Below are 20,188 nucleotides of genomic sequence, written 5' to 3'. Positions count from 1 at the left end.
TTTCTATAATCAATCCGTATTTGCAGAAATGATTTAATTATAGTTCGGTTGTTCGTAAATCAAATATATGTGCTAAATATAATAAACCTATTCTTTGTGGGAATTGTTTATTCCTTTTTTTAGACCATAACGGTATAGGGGTAAAGTGTTGGGGACGCTATTCTTTGAGAACTGGAAGCAAAATCAACTTATTTGGTCAATCGCTACTAGGGTCTGGAGTTGCTAAATGCGGTCATTTTTCAGAAATTTAAAATTATCCTATAAGTTATCAATTACGCTTGTTTTAATGAGTACTGCACTGTCGGTCACTATAGGCTATTTGTCCTACTATGAAGCAAGTGTGGCATTGAGACACGCTGAATTTAATCAGTTGGTGGCTACGCGAGAAGGAAAGGCTGAAGAGCTTAAGTTATTTTTCGAGCAGCTAAGGAAGCAAGTAAAAAACTTCTCCACCGCACCGGTTGTGATTGAAAGCGCAAAAGAATTTAATGCATCATTTTTCAGTCTGAAAAAAGCAGCTCAAACGGCACAAGATGAAGAGCTGAATAATTCCTTAATCAAGTATTATAGGACAGAGTTTGTTCCGAAGCTAAATCAAAACTCAGAAAATGCCGTATCGATTCAGACTGTATTGCCGCAAGACGTTATTACCCGCTACCTTCAATATCAGTACACCTCCAACAACAGTGCCCCCACTGGATCAAAACATTTAATGGAGGCTGCAAAAGACAACACTACATATAGTCAGGTCCATAAAAAGTATCACTCGTTTTTCCGTAGTTTAATGGACACTTTTGGTTTTTATGATGTGTTTCTTATCGAGCCTGAAACAGGCTATGTGGTGTATTCGGTATACAAAGAAGTGGATTTCGCTACATCTTTGTTGCGGGGGCCTTATGTTGAGTCGTCTTTAGGTAAGGCATTTCGCGAAACGGTTCAGCTCAACCTGATTGATGATGTTTACACAGCGGATTTTGCATTTTACCAGCCGTCCTATAATGCACCTGCAATGTTTATATCTGCACCTATCTACGATGGTGAAACCCTGGTTGGGATCTTTGCTATTCAGGTTCCAGTTGCAAGGTTATCTGATATTACAACCAGTAATCAGCGCTGGGAAGCGGTTGGCATGGAGGAAACCGGTGAAGTTTATATTGTCGGAGATGACCTAAAACTGCGCAGTGATTCCCGCTTCATGCTTACCGATAAAGATGCGTATCTGGAACAGATGAAGGAAATTGGTCTATCACAACAGAACTTGAAGATGATTGATCACCTTAATACCGGTATTTTAACTCAACCAGTTAATTCACCCGGAGCGGAAAGTGTTTTTGCCGGTCGTCATGGTCAGTCAGAATTTTTGGATTACCGTGGTGTGCCGGTGTTTTCCGCGTATGAACCGCTTGAAATTCCCGGGTTAAACTGGGGCATTTTAAGTGAAAAAGATACTGAAGAGGCAATGGAGGGAATCCACGGATTAAAAAGAGATACAGCAATTATGGTCTTAATTGCTGTTGTTGTTTCATTTGTCATCGCTTTACTGTTTTCTCGTGCGATATCACGGCCTTTGGAGAAAGCCGTGGCGGCTTTGGCACGTGTTGCACAAGGTAATTTGAATGTTGAAGAAAGCGAAGATAGAGACGATGAAATTGGTCAACTTCTAAGTGCCAATCAGCAGATGGTAGACCAACTTGCCAATGTTATTGGCGAGCTTCAGGCTGCAGGTAATAATGTTTCAAGTGGTGCTGAGCAATTGAGTACCGCCTCGCAACAAATAGCAGCCGGGGCAAGTAATCAAGCTTCTGCGATTGAACAGACCTCTTCTGCTATGGAAGAAATGAGTGCGAATATCGAACAAAATGCCGATAACGCTGGGCAAACAGAAAAAATTGCCAATCAAGCCGCACAAAATGCGCAAAATAGTGGAGATGCCGTTAGCCGAACTGAACACGCAATGCGTCAAATTGCAGAGAAAATATCGGTCATAGGTGAAATATCCCGGCAAACAAATTTATTGGCGTTAAACGCAGCCATTGAAGCGGCACGTGCCGGAGAGCAAGGTAAGGGCTTTGCGGTAGTTGCTTCGGAAGTCAGGCATTTGGCAATCAGCAGTCAGAACGCGGCCAGTGAAATTAGTGACTTAACTTCTTCGAGTGTTGATACCGCTGCAGAGGCTGGAGAGTTGTTAAAAGTATTGGTGCCGGATATTCAAAAAACGGCGGAGCTGGTGCAGGAAATTAGTGCTGCTTGTCGGGAACAAAAAATTGGTGTATCTCAAATTAATGAGGCGATACAACAATTAGACAGCGTGATTCAACAGAATGCCAGTGCTGCAGAAGAAAGTGCAGCTACGGCTGAAGAGCTGAATGCTCAAGCAGAACAGATGCGCGAAGTAATTAGTTTTTTTCAGTTAGAGGAAAGTGCAAAAAAAACCGATAAGCCTAAAGTGAATGCTATTTCCAGAAAGGAAGAGTTTATTCCAGATACAGGTTCTGATGAGTCTGGAGTGACGATTAATCTCGACGATTCCCTCGGTGATTTGTCTGACGATGACTTTGAACGTCAAGCGTAATAACAACGGTATAGTGAGGCACTAAATGGGGCAGCCTGTTTCTGAAACATTCGAAGAGGATATCAACCAGTATCTAACATTTATATTGGATGATGAGTACTATGCTGTCAGTGTGAGTTTTGTCAAAGAAGTCCTTGAATTGGGCGAGGTGACTAAAGTCCCGAAAACACCCGATTTCTTTTATGGAGTATTAAATTTACGGGGCAGTGTTGTCCCAATTATTGATTTGAGGCTTAAGTTTGGTTTAGCCCCTATTGTTCCAACTATTGATACTTGTATTGTTGTCCTGGAAGTCGTGGTTGCTGGAGAAAACACCGTAATTGGTGCGCTAACAGATTCTGTTCATGAAGTAATTGAACTCGACTCTGATGATTTGCATCCAGCCCCTCGTGTGAGTGCACGTATTAATTATGATTTTATCTCTTCCATGGCCAAGTTTGACGAAAAGTTTTTAATGCTGCTGGATATTAATAAAATTTTTACGCAGCAAGAGCTTGGTGTTATTCGCGATGCGGAGCAAGAAAATAGTATTGCCGAATAGTCAGTCAAAAATGGATTTCGGACTTTACAGAATGTCCAAGTCTGAGTTCGTCAGGTTGCAGGGGTTTATTGAGAGTCAGTTGGGTATAAAAACGCCTGTAAATAAACTGACAATGTTGGAAACCCGCCTGAATAAGCGCCTCAATGCCTTGGGAATGTCCAATTTTGGTGATTACCTCAAGTTCTCTTTTTCTAATTGCCATGAAGGTGAAAAAGAGCTTCAGATATTAATCGATCTTGTTTCCACCCATAAAACAGATTTTTTTCGAGATCCTTCGCATTTCGATTTTTTATATGATCGTGTTCTTCCTGATTTTTTTCGAAGGAAAAACTCAGCCTCTCTGAATATGTGGAGTGCAGCTTGCTCTACGGGAGAGGAGGCTTATACTATGGCAATGATCGCTGCCAAGTATTTTAGGCTGCATGATATTCCTTTATATCGATGCCAGATTATGGCAACGGATATATCGATACCTTCTCTGCAAAAAGCGCGTGCAGCAATTTATCCATCTGAAGCTGTGACTCCTATTGATAAAAATTTAAGTTCGCGTTTTTTGCTAAAAAGTAAAAAGGGTGAGGCCGTGTACCGTATCGTTCCGGAGTTAAGGCAGCGAGTTTACTTAAGCCTATTTAATTTGATTACGGGGGATTACCGTAAAATTCAACCTATGGATGTGATCTTCTGTCGAAATGTTCTTATTTACTTTAACAAAGAAAATAAAGATGCAGTAATCGAAAAACTGCTCTCCGTTCTAAAACCAAAAGGATACCTTTTTATTGGGCCGTCAGAAGGAATGTTGCCAAAAGGTTTGCCCATAAAAAACGTCAGCTCTACTGTATATCAATATGACCCGTAGTTATCTCTGTGTTCACTAGCGACAGGAATTTGGGAATGAGTAAAATCAAGGTGATGCTCGTCGATGACTCTGCATTAATCAGGAATGTGTTCGAACAGGTGCTTGCTGGTAGTGCCGAGGTGGAGCTGATATCCACCGCTCAGGATCCGTATTTCGCTGTAGAGAAACTAAAAAGAGCCGTTCCTGATGTGCTGATTTTAGATATTGAAATGCCTCGTATGGATGGCCTGACTTTTCTGAAAAAAATCATGGAGCAGAACCCGATGCCCGTTATTATCTGTTCAACCTTGGCTGAGCAGGGCACGGATTCTTATTTCAAGGCTTTGGAGCTTGGTGCGGTAGAAATTATTACCAAACCAAAATTAGGCTCAAAGTTGTTTATTGAGGAGTCCAAGGTTCAGATCGTTGATAAGATTAAAGCGGCTGCGGCTTGTAGAGGGCATTTAAGAAAGCGAACCGAAATTAAGAAGCCTCAGACCAAATTAACGGCTGATGTGATCATCGGCCGTCAAAGGCAAGCTCTGTCAATGACCAGGACAACGGAGAAACTCGTTGTTATCGGTGCGTCAACTGGAGGAACCGAAGCGATTAGAGCAATCCTTACTCAATTGCCCCAGGACTCACCAGGAATCTTGATTGTTTTGCATATGCCGGAACATTTTACCAAAAGCTACGCTAACCGATTAAATCAGGAGTGCAACATAACCGTTCGGGAAGCAACAAATAACGAAACTATTTTACGGGGAACGGCTTTAGTGGCGCCAGGCAATCAGCATATGTTGCTCAAAAGAAGCGGTGCTCGTTATTTTGTTGAATTACGCGGAGGCCCGTTGGTGTCTCGACATCGCCCATCGGTTGATGTGTTATTTCGATCGGCTGCGCAATATGGAGGGAAAAATATTGTGGGAGTAATATTAACCGGAATGGGAGATGACGGTGCTCGGGGGATGTCAGAATTGCACGATGAGGGAGCTGTTACCATTGCTCAAGATGAACAGAGTTGTGCCGTGTTTGGTATGCCCAATGAAGCGATAAAAAGAAATGCGGTTGATAAAGTGCTGCCCCTTGGTTCTATTGCAGAGCAGCTTTTATTGGAAACACACAATTGATGTATCAGATATCGATAGTACTGACTTTAGTGTGCTGTTGAATAAACCATCGGATGGTATCGAGTAGGTTTTCTTCGAAGGATCCTGTTTGGGAAAAGTTTAAATGGGCAGACAACTTATTAGCATTTATTGCGTAGCGTCTATCGTGCCCTAGCCTATCTTCAACGTGAGATATTAATTCTTTTGATTTTCCTTCAGCGGCCTTGGTGGCTTCTGGAAACTGGCGTTGTAGTTGTGTGTTATCCGCAAACAGTTTATCCATAAGTGAGCATGTTTCACCAATCAGCGTCATATTGGTTTTTTCCTGATTATAACCGACATTATATGCTTCGCCTTTTTCCCCTTTTGTGATGATTCTTTCGATGGCTTCTACTGTGTGATGAACGTACATCCAGTCTCGGATTTGTAAACCATCGCCGTATACGGGAATAGTCTTATTCGACAATATCGCATGGATTGTTTTGGGAATAAGTTTTTCTGTGTGCTGATGTGGGCCGAAGGCATTACAACAATGGCATATTGATGTATTGAGTTGATATGTGTTGTGGTAAGCGCGGACTAAGTGGTCAGATGCAGCTTTACTCGCAGAATAGGGTGAGTTTGGTTTGTAATTGTTTTCTTCTGTAAAGGGCGACTCTCCAGGCTGTAAGCTACCAAAAACTTCATCCGTTGAAACGTGATGAAACAGATGGGTGCGCGGCTTTGCCCCTGGATATAGCCAGTGCTGCTTGGCACATTCCAGCAGGTTGTGCGTGCCCAGTACATTGGTTTTGAGGAATATATCAGGTTCTTCGATTGAGCGATCAACATGGGATTCTGCTGCAAAGTGCACAACGCAGTCGAAGTCTTTTTCGGCGAACAAGCTGCTAACCAATGCCTTATCGCCAATATCACCTCGAACAAAGGAAAGGTTTGGATTATCTGCAACGGATTGCAGATTGGCCATATTGCCGGCATAGGTGAGTAAATCCAGTATCGTTACTTGCGTGTGCGGATGTTGGGCAAGCCAATGTGCAACGAAGTTTGACCCGATAAATCCGGCCCCACCGGTAATTAATAGTTGTTTATACATTATTCACGCACTTTTCTGTTGCTAAAGGCTATTTTAGGTGTGACAGGCGTCATGATTTTCACTCTTCTATGTTTATAATAGTGAAGAGTTTTACCTAGAGTTATCAATAGCCTAATACTATTTTTACCTTATTTTGGCTGATTTTTAACTCCATTCAATACAATTCAGGGGTGTTATATGCGGTTAACCAGTAAGCTTCTCAGTATTCTTATTTTGGGGGTGTTTTTTGTCGGATGCAGTGAATCTGAGTCTCCTGCACCGAAAGAAGAGAAACAAGCATCAACGGCGGTGACAGAGGAGCTTGAAGTGAGTGCAAAGCCAAAAGTGGTCGGGTATTTCCCTGCATGGGAGCCTGAGCGCGGATATCGGGTTAAAGATGTGGTTACCCGTGGTGCGGCCGAACAGTTAACCCATATTCTGTTTGCTTTTGGTGGTGTTGAAGGTGGTAAGTGTGTATTGGATAGAGTGCCTGCGACGATAGAGCATGCATACAGCGCAGAAGACAGTGTTGATGGCGTTGCAGATGCCGAAGACGCTAAAGTTAAAGGTGTGATTGGCCAGCTAATCAAACTGAAGAAAATGTACCCTGATTTGAAACTACTCTGGTCTATTGGTGGCTGGACGTTATCAACCGGGTTTATCGAGGCAGCAAACGATGTCGAAACCTTTGCTGATTCCTGCTATGACATGATTCATGATCCTCGTTGGGAGGGATTGTTCGCCGGTATCGATATTGACTGGGAATACCCGAATGCCTGTGGTATTGAGTGTGATAAGAGTGGTCGTGACGGTTACTACAAATTGATGAAAGCTGTACGCGAAAGATTTGGTAACGACGAGTTGGTGACCACTGCCATTGGCGCACAGCTAAAAACGCTTACCGCTGCGGATTACGCAAAAGCCGCTCCTTATATCGATTTCTTTATGCCCATGACTTACGACTATTCTGGTGGTTGGGCGTCTCAAGGTCCAACTTATCCTCACTCTCCGTTGTTCCGTGTGCCGGGTACAGAAGGTACCGATGAAGAGAAAAACTCAACGGACGACTCAATTCGTTATATGTTAGAACAAGGCATCCCAGCAGAAAAAATTCTCCTTGGTATTGGTTTCTATGGTCGTGGTTGGACCGGTGTTTCTCAGCCGGAAGCCTTGGGTAGTGCATCTGCCCCAGCACCAGGTAAGCATGAATTGGGAGCTGATTCTTACAACATCTTGAAAACACGTTGTCCTGCAAGTGGAATCGTGGGCGGCACCGCTTACGGATTCTGTGATGGAGAATGGTGGAGTTATGACACACCAGAAACCGTTCTTGGTAAGATGGATTACGCAAAACAAAAAGGCTTGGGTGGCGCTTTCTTCTGGCAACTTAGTGGTGATGACGAAGAGGGTGCGCTTCTAGGCGCAATCGTAGAAGGATTAAAATAATATGTGGACACCGGATTCCGAACGGTACCAACGCATTGAATATCGCCGCTGTGGAATCAGCGGCGTTTTATTACCTGCCTTATCTCTTGGTTTGTGGCATAACTTTAGTGAGCAGGATGACCAGCGGGAAATTCAGAAAATGCTGCACTACGCCATTGATCATGGTGTCGTGCATTTGGACTTGGCGAATAACTATGGTCCTCCCCCAGGTTCTGCGGAAAAGACTTTGGGAAAATACCTTTCTGGTGATTTCTTTAATTTACGCGATGAACTCTTTATCACGACCAAAGCCGGTTGGGATATGTGGGACGGCCCATATGGTAACTGGGGTTCGCGCAAGCATTTGATTTCCAGCTTGGATCAGAGCCTCAAGCGTATGCAGTTGGACTATGTGGATTTGTATTATCACCATAGACCAGACCCGAATACGCCGCTTGAGGAAACTATGGGAGCATTACGGGACATAGTGGCACAGGGAAAAAGCTTGTACGTGGGTATTTCTGCGTATTCCGTTGATGAGACAGAAAAAGCGATTCATATGGCATCGGAAATGGGCTTTTCGATTCTCGCCCACCAGATGAGCTATTCCATGTTGAATCGGGAACCGGATAATGGTTTGTTTGATATGTTGCAAACCCACGGTGTGGGAAGCGTGGCATTTGCACCATTATTTCAAGGCGTGCTTTCTGGTAAATATCTGGGTGGTATTCCTCAGGACTCTCGAGCATCACGGGATACAGGCAATTTACAGGCTGCTTGGATAACGGAAGATATCCAGAAAAAAGTCAGTCAGTTACATTCCTTAGCAGAGCAGCGGGGCGAACCATTGGCGCAGATGGCGTTGGCCTGGATTCTACAAGGCAAACCCACCACGACACTGCTGGGGGTTAGAACCCTCGAACAGCTAAAAAATAATTTAAATGCGTTAAACTCTGCACCTTTCTCGCAAGAAGAAATTGATTTAATAAATACAATAACGCTTTCTTAAAAAATCAGGAGTTTTTCATGCGGCTTATGACTGCGATGCCACTGGTTGTGGCACTTGTTTCTGGATGTGCCTCAACAACTCAAGAACTGTTTACTGTATCGGACTGGACCAAGGATGGGGATTTCACCAATGGTATCGAAGGGCCAGCGGTGGATACAAACGGACATTTGTATGCGGTGAACTTTAAAGAGCAGGGAACGATTGGTGTTATCCCGAAGAAAATGCAGCCAGAGTTGTATGTAACTTTGCCTGAAGGTAGTACGGGCAATGGTATTCGTTTTGATCGGCATGGCAACATGTTGATTGCGGATTACTCAGCTCATAATGTGTTGAAGGTGGATGCTCAATCAAAAAAAGTGAGCGTCTATGCACACAACCCTAAAATGAACCAGCCAAATGATATTGCCATTGCGCCGAATGGAATTTTATTCGCCAGTGATCCCAACTGGGCAAACAGTACCGGTAACCTATGGCGTGTTGAAGAGGGTAAGGTCACGCTTCTGGAATCCAATATGGGGACAACCAACGGTGTTGAAGTCAGCCCAGATGGCCGTACTTTGTATGTAAACGAAAGTGTTCAGCGAAAAGTTTACGCTTATGACCTGGATGCATCTGGAAATGTTTCCAATAAACGAACCTTTATCGAATTTGACGATTTTGGTATGGACGGCATGCGCTGTGATGTTTCCGGTAATCTGTATATCGCTCGTTATGGTGCTGGTGTTGTGGCCATAGTGTCACCTGAAGGCAAATTAATTCGAGAAGTGAAATTGAAGGGGCAGCACCCAACAAATGTGGCTTTTGGTGGGGTTGATGGCAAGCAGGTTTTCGTTACCATGCAAAAACGTGGTGCAATTGAAACATTTTTTACGGATACTCCCGGCCGGGCTTGGGTTGAGCAGCAGTGATTTGGCTAAACTTGGCTCACTTTGATGACTAAACCGCGAAGGTTTAGTCATTTCAGGCTAAAATAGAGCTAAACCTAAAGCCATTAAAGTCGTGTCTTGGCACAGACTCTCAAAGCAGGCGTCAATTTGAGTAAAATATTTAAGCAATTAGATCCATTCGCTGAGCGCGAATCTCAAAAGTATCAAAACCCCATTCCCAGTAGAGAATTAATTCTCGATATTCTAGAAAAGTCCTCTGGCCCGATGAGCCACCGATCATTGTGTCGAGCCTTAAAACTAACCTCTGACGACAATATAGAAGCTTTACGTCGACGTTTGCGTGCGATGGAGCGGGATGGACAAATTGTGTCTAACCGCAAAGGTGCTTACGGTCGCATTGATAAAATGGATTTGGTTAAGGGCGTGGTGCAGGGGCATCGAGACGGTTACGGTTTTGTATTGCCACACGATGGTTCTGAAGATGTGTATTTGACGAATCGACAAATGCGCAAAGTGTTTCATGGTGACGAAGTTCTTGTTCGCCCAGGCCCGCCGGATTTTAAAGGGCGTCGTGAGGGAAATATTGTTGAAGTCTTAACCCGCAATACCACCCAAATTGTTGGGCGATATTTTTGCGAGCGAGGCATCTGCTTTGTTCGGCCTGACAATACCCGCATTGGTCATGACATTATTGTTCCTCCCGAAAATGCAAACGGCGCACAGAACGGACAGTTTGTTTTAGTGGATGTCATTCAGCAGCCAGCGCGCAATTCGCCGCCGGCAGGGAATGTGGTTGAGGTGATGGGCGATCACCTCGCTCCGGGAATGGAAATAGATGTTGCCATTCGTTCGCACAATATCCCCAATGTATGGCCTCACAGCGTTGAACAGCAAGTTGCGCAGATTAGTCCTGAAGTGTCTGAGCAGGATAAGCAACACCGAATTGATTTACGTCAGTTGCCTTTAGTGACGATTGATGGCGAAGACGCCCGCGACTTTGATGATGCGGTTTATTGCGAAACAAAAGCTTCTGGTGGTTGGCGATTATATGTCGCCATTGCTGATGTGTCTCATTATGTACAGGTTGGTAGTGCGCTTGATAAAGAAGCTGTTTTAAGAGGTACATCGGTTTATTTTCCTGATTTTGTTGTGCCCATGCTGCCCGAGGTTTTATCGAATGGCTTGTGTTCGCTGAACCCGAATGTTGATCGATTGTGCATGGTGTGCGAAATGACGATCAGCGCGGCGGGGAAAATTAGTGGTTATAAATTTTACGAAGGCGTCATGCATTCTCATGCGCGTTTAACCTATACCGATGTTGGAAAAATAATCGAGGATCGAGGTAAAAAACGCAGTGGTGTTCGCAAGCAATACTATCATGTGCTTGAGCAGATCGATGCCTTACATGACTTGTATCAGGTGCTGCGTGGCACGCGGGAACAGCGTGGAGCCATTGATTTTGAAACCAAAGAAACCCGAATTATTTTTGATGAGTCGCGGAAAATTAAAAAAATTATTCCTGTCGAACGTAATGATGCCCACAAGCTAATTGAAGAATGCATGTTGGCCGCAAATGTATGCGCGGCGAAATTTTTACAAGCACATAAACTCCCCGCGCTATATCGTGTGCATGAACCACCCAAGGCAGAAAAGCTGGAAATGCTGTTTGAGTTTCTGGGCGAGTTGGGTATTTCTATGTATTCCAAAGGTGAAATTGCGCCGGCGGATTACCAGGATGTGATGCAACAAATTGCACAGCGCCCGGATGCGCACCTGATTCAAACAGTGTTGTTGCGCAGCATGAATCAGGCGGTTTATCAGCCGGATAATATGGGGCACTTCGGTTTGGCATACACGGAATATGCACACTTTACGTCGCCTATTCGTCGTTACCCCGATTTGCTTGTTCATCGAGCGATACGTTGCATTATTCGTTCGGATGCGGAATCCAAAAAAGTGGTTCGTGTGCCCGGAGCGCCGAAACTGCCGGAGCAAGAAATATATCCCTACTCCTTTTCGGCAATGGTTGGCCTTGGCGAGCAATGCTCTTTGTGTGAAAGGCGAGCCGATGATGCCACTCGGGATGTGGTGACCTGGTTAAAGTGCGAATACCTACAGGATCATGTCGGCGAAGTATTTGAAGGCGTTGTCAGTTCCGTCACAGCTTTTGGCGTGTTTGTCGAATTGAAAGATATGTATGTGGAAGGATTGGTGCATATTACGGCGCTTCCGCAGGACTATTATCATTTCGAACCGGCCCATCACCGGCTTGTTGGTGAACGAACCCGGCAAGTTTTTCGTTTAGGGGATGAGCTTGAAGTACAGGTTGTCCGTGTCAACCTGGAAGAGCGCACGGTGGACTTTGAACTTACCCAGGTTAAGTCAAAAAAACGTTCTAAGGTCAAAGTGTCGGACCAGGCAAAAAACCTGGCTAAAGATTACGAACGGGAGCGCGCTCGAAAAGCTGGAGGGCGGAAGCCTCGGAAACGAAAATTGTCCGCACCCGAGTCGGAAGACGGCAAGCAAAACCAGGAAGTCCGCAAGCCGAAGAAAATGGCAAAGAAGAAGCCCGTAAAATCGGCGAAGAAGAAAAGTTCAAATAAACCTAAAAAGAAAAAGTAAGCAAATAGAATTTTATGGCCAAACTCGATCAGGCTTATGGTATTCACGCCATACAGTCACTCCTAAAATCTGCACCTAAAAAAATTGTTGAACTCTATCTTGCCGAAGGTCGGCAGGATCAACGCATGCAAAAAGTAGTCACTGCAGCTCAGAAACAAGGTATACCGATAAAACTTGTTGATAAGAAAACCCTGGATTCCATGAGCGATGGCAAGCATCAAGGGGTGTTCGCCTACGTGATGCCCGGTAAAAAGCTGGATGAGGCGGCACTGTATGAGATGGTGCAAACTCTGGATTCAGAGCCGCTTATTTTAGTTCTGGACGGCGTGACCGACCCTCATAACCTTGGGGCTTGTATGCGCTCGGCAGATGCGTCGGGGGTGGATGCTGTTGTGGTTCCTAAAGACAACTCTGCCAGCTTGAATGATGTGGCCCGTAAGGTCGCCTGTGGCGCCGCTGAAACGGTTCCGTTAATTCCGGTAACCAACCTGGCCAGGAGTCTGAAGAAGCTTCAGGAGTTGGGGTTATGGGTATATGGTGCGGCGGGGGAAGCTGAGCAAACTATCTATGATGCCACCTTGTCGGGCCCCAGAGTGATTGTGATGGGGGCAGAAGGGGATGGTATGCGCAGACTCACTCGGGAAACCTGCGACGAGTTGATCAAGATCCCTATGCAGGGCAGTGTCTCCAGTTTGAATGTCTCGGTTGCCACGGGCGTTGTCTTATTTGAAGTGCTCAGACAACGTCTTAACCGTTAACTATTGATCAGAAAAGCCCCCTGATACGTGAGCTTTGCCTCTGAAGGGGGAGATTTCAGTGGTTTCTGTTGCCGTTAAGTTGCTTTTTCGGCGTCAACTCCCTAGAATACGCCGCCCAACCCGCCCCTGCGTCCCCCATTATTGGGCCAGGAGGCGATACTCCTTGCTTCACTGCATACATTTTTTATGCAGGAGGCTACTAACCCGTAAGGAGCGACAATGCGACATTACGAAATTGTGTTTCTGGTCCACCCTGACCAGAGTGAGCAAGTGCCCGGCATGATCGAGCGCTATACCTCATCCGTTAAAGAAAGCGGCGGCCAAGTACACCGTTTGGAAGACTGGGGTCGTCGTCAGTTAGCCTACTCCATCAATAAAATTCATAAAGCACACTATGTTCTTATGAACATTGAATGTACTGATGAAGTGCTTGAAGAGCTAACCACTACTTTCCGTTACAACGATGCTGTTCTTCGTAACATGGTTATCCGTACGGATGAAGCTGTGACCGAAGAGTCACCAATCATGAAAGCTGAGAAAGAAAACCGCGAGCGCAAGAATCGTGCGGAGCGTCGTGCACAGCAAGAAGCTGAAGCACAAGAGCAAGAAGAAGATGATGAATCATCTGATGATTATGAAGATTCAGAAGAAAATGATTCAGAAGAAGCTGGAAGTGAGGAGGTTTAAGCATGTCACGTTTTTTCCGTCGTCGTAAGTTTTGCCGTTTCACTGCTGAAGGCGTGAAGCAAATTGATTATAAAGATTTGGAAACTTTAAAAGCCTACATCACTGAAACAGGCAAAATCGTTCCAAGTCGTATTACTGGTACTAAAGCGAAGTATCAGCGTCAGCTAGCCACTGCGGTTAAGCGCGCTCGTTATATCGCGTTGTTACCTTATACTGATGCTCACGAGTAATCGCAGGCGCAGTAAAGAGATATAAATATGATGCGCGCACTAGCTGAATTCATCATGCGTGGGCGCATCCAGGCAGTGAGCATAGCGCTTATTGGGAGTTGGTTCCCACTGCTTACCCAGGCAACACTGGGACTTGTTACCCTGAGAAAGGGTTGGCAAGAAGGCTTTTTGGTTACCCTCTGGGCTAGTTTGCCGGTATTTCTGGCAATATGGGTTGGAGATGTTGGTGTAGCAAAAGTATTCGCGGGTGTTGCCGTAATTTGTGTTTCCTATGTCGTTGCAGGCATATTAAGAGCAACAGTCTCATGGTCTGCAACGTTAGCGGCGTTAGTTGCGTTTAGCATGCTGTCGGCGTTGTTGGTAACACTGAGTGTCGAAGACCTGGCGGGTGAACTGTCGGCTTTTTATCAAAAGCTTATGGTGTCCCCGGACAAGCAGCCTAGCGCTGAAGTACTTGAAATATTAGGGTCATGGACAACAAAAAAGGCATCTGGAGTGATAGCACTCTGGGTCGGCTTTACAACCGTAGCTGGTTTATTTGTCGCCAGATGGTGGCAAGCGATACTCTTTAACCCAGGTGGTTTTCAGTCTGAGTTTCATAGTATTCGGTTAACCGGTGCTCTCGCTTTGGCAAGTGGTATTGCGGTAGCTTACTGCGATTTCAGCGGGGCAGAGTATCAGTTCTGGGGTGGGTTGTTTCGCCTTCCTCTGCTGGTTGCTGGTTTGGGTATAGCACATTGTGCAATAGCGAAATACAAAATGAATGTAGCCGCTGTTGTCATTTTATATATAGCGCTATTCATCTTTCCGCCAATAGGGTTCATTTTGTCCCTGATTGGTTTGACAGATGCTTGGCTTAACTACAGAAAACGATTTAATTTATTACCGCAACCTTAAAGGGCGGTAATGTGAAACTAGAGGGTAAGCGAGATGGAAGTTATTCTACTCGAGAAAGTTGGTAACCTGGGTACAGTTGGTGACCGAGTTACAATCAAAGCCGGTTTTGGCCGTAACTATTTGTTGCCTCAAGGTAAGGCTATTCCTGCTACTGAAGCAAATATTGCAGAATTTGAAGCACGTCGTGCTGAGCTGGAAGCTGCTGCTGCAGACAAGCGTACAGCTGCTGAAGGTCGTGCCAAGCTGCTTGAAGAGCTGGGTTCTATAACCATCAAAGCCAATGCTGGTGATGAAGGTAAGCTTTTTGGTTCTATTGGTACTCGTGATATCGCTGAAGCCTTGACTGCCGCTGGCATTCAAGTTGCTAAATCAGAAGTGAAATTGCCTCAAGGTACTTTGCGCGAAGTTGGCGAATTCGATGTCGATATCCAGCTTTACGTTGATGTGACTCAGGTTATTAAGCTAGTAGTCGAAGCTGAGTAAGTTTGAGTTTCGGAGCCACAAGCTCCGTAAGTCACAGGCGATAGTTAATTGGGTGCATATCCGTTCATGAATAGAACTAGGTATGTGCCCAATTTGCGTTTAATCTATACCCTTCTCTTACTGGTCTCGTGTAATTGGAGAGACGCTTTTGGAACACTTTGAGTCAGAGCATCTAGATTCCGAGGTGGGGGACGTCTCCCCGGCCAGCTCACTTCCTCATTCCGCAGAAGCAGAACAGTCTGTACTCGGCGGCTTGATGCAGGATGCAGAGAATTTTGACTCCGTGACAGAAGTGGTAACAGAGAATGATTTCTTTGTTGCCCGCCACCGGCAGATTTTCCGCATTATGAAGGCCTTGCGTGAGCAAGACCAACCAATCGATGTTATCACGGTTTCTGAAGAGCTTGCCCACCAGGGCGAGTTGGATAGCTCTGGAGGTCTCGAATACTTAACCGACCTGGCAACCAATGTACCCAGCAGTGCTAACGTTGCAGCCTATGCCAAGATCGTTCGGGAACGATCTACTCTTAGACAGCTTATTTCAGCCGCTACCGAGATTAGCCGAGCCAGCTACAATCCGGCAGGAATGGGCTCCGAAGACCTTCTACAGTTCGCAGAAAAACGTGTCCTTGAGATTGCTGAAGAGCGTCCAAAAGAGGGCGGCTTCGTTGATGTTAATTCACTGCTTAAAGTTACGATTAACAAAATCGATGAGTTGGTGCGTTCTGGAAGTGACATTACCGGGTTGTCCACAGGGCTGACCGAGTTGGATGAGCGGACTTCGGGTTGGCAGCCGGGTGAGCTGGTGATTTTGGCCGCGCGTCCCTCTATGGGAAAAACGGCCTTAGCGCTTAATTTCGTTGAGTCCGCAGTGTTGACTCAGGATAAGCCCACCCTGGTATTCAGTATGGAAATGCCAGCGGACTCGTTGATTATGCGGATGCTTTCCTCAATTGGCCGAATAGATCAGGGGCGTATCCGTAACGGCTCTCTGACTCAGGAAGACTGGCCCAAGTTGGAAATGGCGGCCAGAAAGATGAAAGATAAGAAACTGTTTATCGACGATACCGCAGGGCTTACGCCCAATGAAGTACGTGCCCGGGTTAAGCGGGTTGCGAGAGAGCATGGTAATCCGTCTCTGGTAATGATCGACTATATCCAGCTGATGCACGTGGGAGGCTCATCAGAAGGTCGTGCCCAAGAGGTCTCTGAAATATCCCGCTCGATGAAAGCGTTGGCTAAAGAATATGAATGTCCCGTGATCGCTTTGTCTCAGTTGAACCGGGGTGTTGAGCAGCGTCCGAACAAGCGGCCGATGAACTCTGACCTGCGGGAGTCCGGTGCGATTGAGCAGGATGCGGACGTAATATTGTTTATCTACCGTGATGAGTATTACAACGAAGACAGCCCGGACAAAGGTGTTGCCGAGCTGATTGTGGGCAAACATAGGAACGGTGAAGTAGGTACCTGCCGTGCGGCGTTTGTTGGCAAGTACACCAGATTCGATAATTTGGCGCCTGAATACTATCAAAACGCTGAATAATATCAGCCCGTCCAGTGATTTTTCAGGTTATACCATAGTAGGCTGTACCATCCATGGTTCGCAGAGTATGATTTGCGCCTGCAGCATATGGGTGGCCTCTAAACACATGTTTGACTGATGAGGAAATGAAACCCTGATGGATGTATTTCATCATATAAAAAGCATCCGTCTCGCGATTAGCGAGGCGAAAGCGGCTGGGAAAAAAGTCGGTTTTGTGCCAACCATGGGTAACTTACATGATGCCCATCTGGCCTTGGTCGAACAGGCTCAGCAGCTATCGGACGTGGTTGTGGTCAGTATCTTTGTGAATCGGTTGCAGTTTGGCCTTAACGAAGATTGGGATCGCTACCCCAGAACGATGGAGCAAGATATTGTCAAGCTCACTTCTATCGGGTGTGATTACCTTTTCCACCCTGAAGAGGTTGAAGTGTATCCCAATGGAATGGACGAACAGACTCGGGTTATCGTACCTTCGATGACCAATGTGCTGTGTGGCTCCAGTCGTCCAGGTCACTTTGAAGGTGTGACCACGGTTGTTAGCAAGTTATTTAACATTGTGCAGCCTGATTTGGCGATTTTCGGTAACAAAGACTACCAACAACTGGCGATTATTCGCCGAATGGTAGAAGACTTGTGTATGCCGGTGGAAATAATCGCGGGAGATATTGTCCGAGAGAAAGACGGCTTGGCCATGAGTTCTCGCAATAGTTTCATTACTGAGCAGGAGCGACCGAGAGCAAACCAGCTACATCGCTCATTGAGCTGGATCTGTGATCAGGTCAAAGAGGGAAATAGAGACTTCCTGAAGCTCGAAGGAGAAGCTAAGTCACAAATTGAAAAAGCGGGTTTTCGTCCCGACTATGTGACTATTAGCAATAGTAAGACATTGGAGCCAGCTGCCCATGATGACCTTGAAATCACGGTGCTCGGCGCAATGTACACACAAAATGCGCGTTTAATTGATAATCTTTCTCTGGATTTGTATACAGAAGAAAAGGCAGTAAGAGGTTAATTCTATGCAAATTACGCTACTTAAAGGTAAGTTGCACATGGCTTGCGTGACGCAAGCGGAGTTGTGGTACGACGGGTCTTGCGCAATAGATGCAGACTTGGTTCGCATGGCTGGGCTGCGGGAATTTGAAAAAATCGAAATCTATAATGTCGACAATGGCGAGCGTTTTTCTACCTATGTAATCCTGGCTGAGCCTGGATCAAAGACTATTTCGATGAACGGCGCTGCTGCGCGAAAAGTCCAGGTGGGTGACAGAATCATTATTGCCGCCTATGCTAGTTTTACTGAACAGGAAGCCGATAATTATAAACCCAAGCTCGTCTACTTAAACCAAGATAACTCTGTAGAACGAACTAGCAATACTATTCCGGTTCAAGTTGCTTAAGAATTTAAAAACAGTTTGAGCAGTACTGATTTACACCCAGTCCTCAAACTGTTTTTTTATGGAGATAAAACGTCAACCTTTAGGTTTGGCGCCATTAGGAAAATAACACTTACAACTAATAAATAAAGAATGATGGAGTTATGTTATGTCAGAACAGCACGTCTATCCCGTTCCTGCGGCGGTTGCTGACTCAGCTCATTTAAACAAAGAACAATATGAAGCTGAATATAAGCGATCGGTGGAAGACCCTGAGGGTTTCTGGTCTGAGAAAGCGGAAGAGTTCCTAACCTGGGATCAAAAGTGGAACACAGTACGCGAGTTTGATTTTCATAAGGGTGAAGCTAAATGGTTTGACGGCGGTAAGCTTAACGTAACCGTTAACTGTATTGATCGTCATTTAGAAACACGCGGTGACCAAACTGCAATTATCTGGGAAGGGGACGATCCTTCCGTTGATGCAAAAATTACTTATAAAGAACTGCACGAAAAAGTTTGTCGTATGGCAAACGTACTTAAAGATCGTGGTGTTAAAAAAGGGGATCGTGTATGTATCTACATGCCAATGATTCCTGAAGCGGCATACTCGATGCTGGCTTGTGCCCGAATTGGTGCGGTTCATTCTGTGGTTTTCGGTGGATTCTCTCCCGAAGCACTAAAAGACCGAATTTTGGATTCTGACTGTCAGGTGGTTATTACAGCAGATGAAGGCCTGCGCGGTGGTAAAGCTGTGCCACTGAAAGCGAATGCCGATAAAGCTGTTGCTGAATGTGCATGTGTAAATACGGTACTTGTGGTTAAGCGTACCGGTGGTGATATTGCCTGGAATGATAATCGTGATGTGTGGTACCACGAAGCCACGGCTGCGGTGTCTGCCGACTGCGCGCCAGAGTCTATGGATGCCGAAGATCCTTTATTCATTCTTTATACTTCCGGCTCAACTGGTAAGCCGAAAGGTGTGTTGCACACAACCGGTGGGTACCTATTGCAAGCAGCAATGACCCACAAGTATGTATTCGATTATAAAGACGGCGAAATTTACTGGTGTACTGCGGACGTGGGTTGGGTTACTGGCCACACCTATATCGTTTACGGACCGCTAACCAATGGTGCCACCACTTTAATGTTTGAGGGCGTGCCTACATACCCATCTGCTTCCCGTTGCTGGGACGTATGTGACAAGCACAACGTCAGTATTTTCTACACCGCACCTACTGCTATCCGTGCCCTTATGGGACAAGGCGATGAACTGGTTACTAAAACATCCCGTAAATCGCTACGTTTACTCGGTACAGTGGGTGAGCCAATTAACCCGGAAGCTTGGGAGTGGTACTACCGCGTTGTTGGTGAAGAGCGCTGCCCAATTATCGATACCTGGTGGCAGACCGAAACTGGAGCACACATGATTACGCCACTTCCAGGCGTAACTGATTTGAAACCTGGATCCGCCACTAAGCCGTTCTTCGGTGTTGAGCCTGTGCTTATAGACCAGGAAGGCAACGAGATTGACGGTGTAGGTGAGGGCAGTCTGGCGATTAAATCTTCATGGCCAAGCCAAATCCGTACCGTATACGGCGATCATGAGCGAATGGTACAAACCTATTTCAGCACCTATCCTGGCTATTACTTCACCGGTGACGGTGCACGTCGTGATGAAGACGGCTACTACTGGATTACTGGTCGTGTAGATGACGTGCTCAATGTTTCTGGTCACCGCATGGGGACAGCTGAAATCGAGAGTGCTTTGGTATTGCACGAGTCAGTGGCAGAAGCTGCGGTTGTGGGTTACCCTCATGATATTAAAGGCCAGGGTATCTATGCCTATGTCACGTTGATGCAAGGTGTTGAACCAACTGATGAGTTGAAGAAAGAACTGGTCAGCATGTGCGTAAAAGAAATTGGCCCAATTGCCAAACCAGACCTCATTCAGTGGGCTCCTGGCCTACCGAAAACGCGTTCAGGTAAGATTATGCGTCGTATTCTTCGTAAAACGGCTGCAAACGAAATCGATAGCCTGGGTGATACCTCTACACTGGCGGATCCGTCCGTGGTGGATGAGTTAATCGAAAATCGTTTAAACAAGTAGTTTAAATTATCGCAACTCTCTTTGGTTATTATGAAGAG

At 45.7% G+C, this 20,188-nt stretch carries 18 protein-coding genes; 17 read left to right on the top strand and 1 reads right to left on the bottom strand.

The features are described from left to right. The first annotated feature begins 226 nt into the window (after window positions 1-226). Genes P5V12_RS14385 through P5V12_RS14370 form a run of 4 tightly spaced genes read left to right on the top strand, consistent with a single transcriptional unit; the run spans window position 227 to window position 5,078 of the window. Entirely contained in the window at window positions 227-2,572 is a 2,346-nt protein-coding gene (locus tag P5V12_RS14385; RefSeq protein ID WP_316953777.1) for a methyl-accepting chemotaxis protein, read from the top strand. A gap of 25 nt (window positions 2,573-2,597) precedes the next feature. Next, window positions 2,598-3,113, top strand: a complete 516-nt coding sequence (locus tag P5V12_RS14380) for a chemotaxis protein CheW (RefSeq protein ID WP_316953776.1) — start codon at window positions 2,598-2,600, stop codon at window positions 3,111-3,113. Window positions 3,114-3,144: 31 nt separating this feature from the next. Then, entirely contained in the window at window positions 3,145-3,969 is an 825-nt protein-coding gene (locus tag P5V12_RS14375; RefSeq protein WP_316953775.1) for a protein-glutamate O-methyltransferase CheR, read from the top strand. Between the two features lie 35 nt (window positions 3,970-4,004). Continuing rightward, the gene (locus tag P5V12_RS14370; protein WP_316953774.1) at window positions 4,005-5,078 is read left to right on the top strand and encodes a chemotaxis response regulator protein-glutamate methylesterase; all 1,074 of its coding nucleotides are present in this window, start codon (window positions 4,005-4,007) and stop codon (window positions 5,076-5,078) included. Between the two features lie 4 nt (window positions 5,079-5,082). Here the strand turns inward: P5V12_RS14370 and rfbB are convergent, their stop codons facing one another. Beyond that, a complete protein-coding gene (gene rfbB, locus P5V12_RS14365) occupies window positions 5,083-6,150 on the bottom strand; it encodes a dTDP-glucose 4,6-dehydratase (protein ID WP_316953773.1) in 1,068 nt (355 codons plus the stop codon). A 177-nt stretch (window positions 6,151-6,327) separates the two neighbouring features. On the opposite strand from rfbB, the gene P5V12_RS14360 reads away from it, so the two are divergent. The 13 genes from P5V12_RS14360 to acs all read left to right on the top strand — a co-directional run bounded on the left by P5V12_RS14360 (window position 6,328) and on the right by acs (window position 20,150). Next, window positions 6,328-7,575 (top strand): glycoside hydrolase family 18 protein, encoded by a 1,248-nt coding sequence (locus P5V12_RS14360; protein ID WP_316953772.1) that lies wholly within the window; start codon window positions 6,328-6,330, stop codon window positions 7,573-7,575. A gap of 1 nt (window position 7,576) precedes the next feature. After that, window positions 7,577-8,563 (top strand): aldo/keto reductase, encoded by a 987-nt coding sequence (locus P5V12_RS14355; protein ID WP_316953771.1) that lies wholly within the window; start codon window positions 7,577-7,579, stop codon window positions 8,561-8,563. A gap of 17 nt (window positions 8,564-8,580) precedes the next feature. Next, window positions 8,581-9,471 carry an SMP-30/gluconolactonase/LRE family protein gene (locus P5V12_RS14350; RefSeq protein ID WP_316953770.1) on the top strand — a complete coding sequence of 297 codons (891 nt, stop codon included), beginning with the start codon at window positions 8,581-8,583 and terminating at the stop codon, window positions 9,469-9,471. Window positions 9,472-9,597: 126 nt separating this feature from the next. Continuing rightward, window positions 9,598-12,072 (top strand): ribonuclease R, encoded by a 2,475-nt coding sequence (gene rnr / locus P5V12_RS14345; RefSeq protein ID WP_316953769.1) that lies wholly within the window; start codon window positions 9,598-9,600, stop codon window positions 12,070-12,072. 14 nt (window positions 12,073-12,086) lie between these two features. Then, on the top strand, window positions 12,087-12,830 hold the full coding sequence (rlmB, locus tag P5V12_RS14340; protein ID WP_316953768.1) for a 23S rRNA (guanosine(2251)-2'-O)-methyltransferase RlmB: 744 nt from the start codon (window positions 12,087-12,089) through the stop codon (window positions 12,828-12,830). A gap of 219 nt (window positions 12,831-13,049) precedes the next feature. Further along, a complete protein-coding gene (gene rpsF / locus P5V12_RS14335; protein WP_316953767.1) occupies window positions 13,050-13,517 on the top strand; it encodes a 30S ribosomal protein S6 in 468 nt (155 codons plus the stop codon). A gap of 2 nt (window positions 13,518-13,519) precedes the next feature. Then, window positions 13,520-13,747 carry a 30S ribosomal protein S18 gene (gene rpsR / locus P5V12_RS14330; RefSeq protein ID WP_316953766.1) on the top strand — a complete coding sequence of 76 codons (228 nt, stop codon included), beginning with the start codon at window positions 13,520-13,522 and terminating at the stop codon, window positions 13,745-13,747. A 27-nt stretch (window positions 13,748-13,774) separates the two neighbouring features. Beyond that, window positions 13,775-14,644: a hypothetical protein gene (locus P5V12_RS14325; protein ID WP_316953765.1), complete on the top strand. Its 870-nt coding sequence runs from the start codon at window positions 13,775-13,777 to the stop codon at window positions 14,642-14,644. A 33-nt stretch (window positions 14,645-14,677) separates the two neighbouring features. Beyond that, the gene (gene rplI / locus P5V12_RS14320) at window positions 14,678-15,127 is read left to right on the top strand and encodes a 50S ribosomal protein L9 (protein WP_316953764.1); all 450 of its coding nucleotides are present in this window, start codon (window positions 14,678-14,680) and stop codon (window positions 15,125-15,127) included. A 256-nt stretch (window positions 15,128-15,383) separates the two neighbouring features. Then, window positions 15,384-16,670 carry a replicative DNA helicase gene (gene dnaB / locus P5V12_RS14315; RefSeq protein ID WP_316957436.1) on the top strand — a complete coding sequence of 429 codons (1,287 nt, stop codon included), beginning with the start codon at window positions 15,384-15,386 and terminating at the stop codon, window positions 16,668-16,670. 136 nt (window positions 16,671-16,806) lie between these two features. After that, on the top strand, window positions 16,807-17,682 hold the full coding sequence (gene panC / locus P5V12_RS14310; RefSeq protein ID WP_316953763.1) for a pantoate--beta-alanine ligase: 876 nt from the start codon (window positions 16,807-16,809) through the stop codon (window positions 17,680-17,682). Between the two features lie 4 nt (window positions 17,683-17,686). Further along, window positions 17,687-18,067, top strand: a complete 381-nt coding sequence (gene panD, locus P5V12_RS14305) for an aspartate 1-decarboxylase (RefSeq protein WP_316953762.1) — start codon at window positions 17,687-17,689, stop codon at window positions 18,065-18,067. Window positions 18,068-18,212: 145 nt separating this feature from the next. Further along, complete coding sequence (gene acs, locus P5V12_RS14300) at window positions 18,213-20,150, top strand: acetate--CoA ligase (RefSeq protein WP_316953761.1); 1,938 nt, start codon at window positions 18,213-18,215, stop codon at window positions 20,148-20,150. Window positions 20,151-20,188 lie beyond the last annotated feature (38 nt).

Origin of the sequence: Teredinibacter sp. KSP-S5-2 (genome assembly GCF_032773895.1) — a bacterium.
Taxonomy (GTDB): Bacteria; Pseudomonadota; Gammaproteobacteria; order Pseudomonadales; family Cellvibrionaceae.
The sequence above is the reverse complement of the archived record's forward strand: the minus strand, read 5'-3'. Positions and strand labels throughout refer to the sequence as shown.

Excerpts from the sequence above, each read along its gene's own strand:
- P5V12_RS14385 (WP_316953777.1), top strand. The coding sequence starts at position 227 with ATGCGGTCATTTTTCAGAAATTTAAAATTATCCTATAAGTTATCAATT.
- P5V12_RS14380 (WP_316953776.1), top strand. The coding sequence starts at position 2,598 with ATGGGGCAGCCTGTTTCTGAAACATTCGAAGAGGATATCAACCAGTAT.
- P5V12_RS14375 (WP_316953775.1), top strand. The coding sequence starts at position 3,145 with ATGTCCAAGTCTGAGTTCGTCAGGTTGCAGGGGTTTATTGAGAGTCAG.
- P5V12_RS14370 (WP_316953774.1), top strand. The coding sequence starts at position 4,005 with ATGAGTAAAATCAAGGTGATGCTCGTCGATGACTCTGCATTAATCAGG.
- rfbB (WP_316953773.1), bottom strand. The coding sequence starts at position 6,150 with ATGTATAAACAACTATTAATTACCGGTGGGGCCGGATTTATCGGGTCA.
- P5V12_RS14360 (WP_316953772.1), top strand. The coding sequence starts at position 6,328 with ATGCGGTTAACCAGTAAGCTTCTCAGTATTCTTATTTTGGGGGTGTTT.
- P5V12_RS14355 (WP_316953771.1), top strand. The coding sequence starts at position 7,577 with ATGTGGACACCGGATTCCGAACGGTACCAACGCATTGAATATCGCCGC.
- P5V12_RS14350 (WP_316953770.1), top strand. The coding sequence starts at position 8,581 with ATGCGGCTTATGACTGCGATGCCACTGGTTGTGGCACTTGTTTCTGGA.
- rlmB (WP_316953768.1), top strand. The coding sequence starts at position 12,087 with ATGGCCAAACTCGATCAGGCTTATGGTATTCACGCCATACAGTCACTC.
- rpsF (WP_316953767.1), top strand. The coding sequence starts at position 13,050 with ATGCGACATTACGAAATTGTGTTTCTGGTCCACCCTGACCAGAGTGAG.
- rpsR (WP_316953766.1), top strand. The coding sequence starts at position 13,520 with ATGTCACGTTTTTTCCGTCGTCGTAAGTTTTGCCGTTTCACTGCTGAA.
- P5V12_RS14325 (WP_316953765.1), top strand. The coding sequence starts at position 13,775 with ATGATGCGCGCACTAGCTGAATTCATCATGCGTGGGCGCATCCAGGCA.
- rplI (WP_316953764.1), top strand. The coding sequence starts at position 14,678 with ATGGAAGTTATTCTACTCGAGAAAGTTGGTAACCTGGGTACAGTTGGT.
- dnaB (WP_316957436.1), top strand. The coding sequence starts at position 15,384 with ATGCAGGATGCAGAGAATTTTGACTCCGTGACAGAAGTGGTAACAGAG.
- panC (WP_316953763.1), top strand. The coding sequence starts at position 16,807 with ATGGATGTATTTCATCATATAAAAAGCATCCGTCTCGCGATTAGCGAG.
- panD (WP_316953762.1), top strand. The coding sequence starts at position 17,687 with ATGCAAATTACGCTACTTAAAGGTAAGTTGCACATGGCTTGCGTGACG.
- acs (WP_316953761.1), top strand. The coding sequence starts at position 18,213 with ATGTCAGAACAGCACGTCTATCCCGTTCCTGCGGCGGTTGCTGACTCA.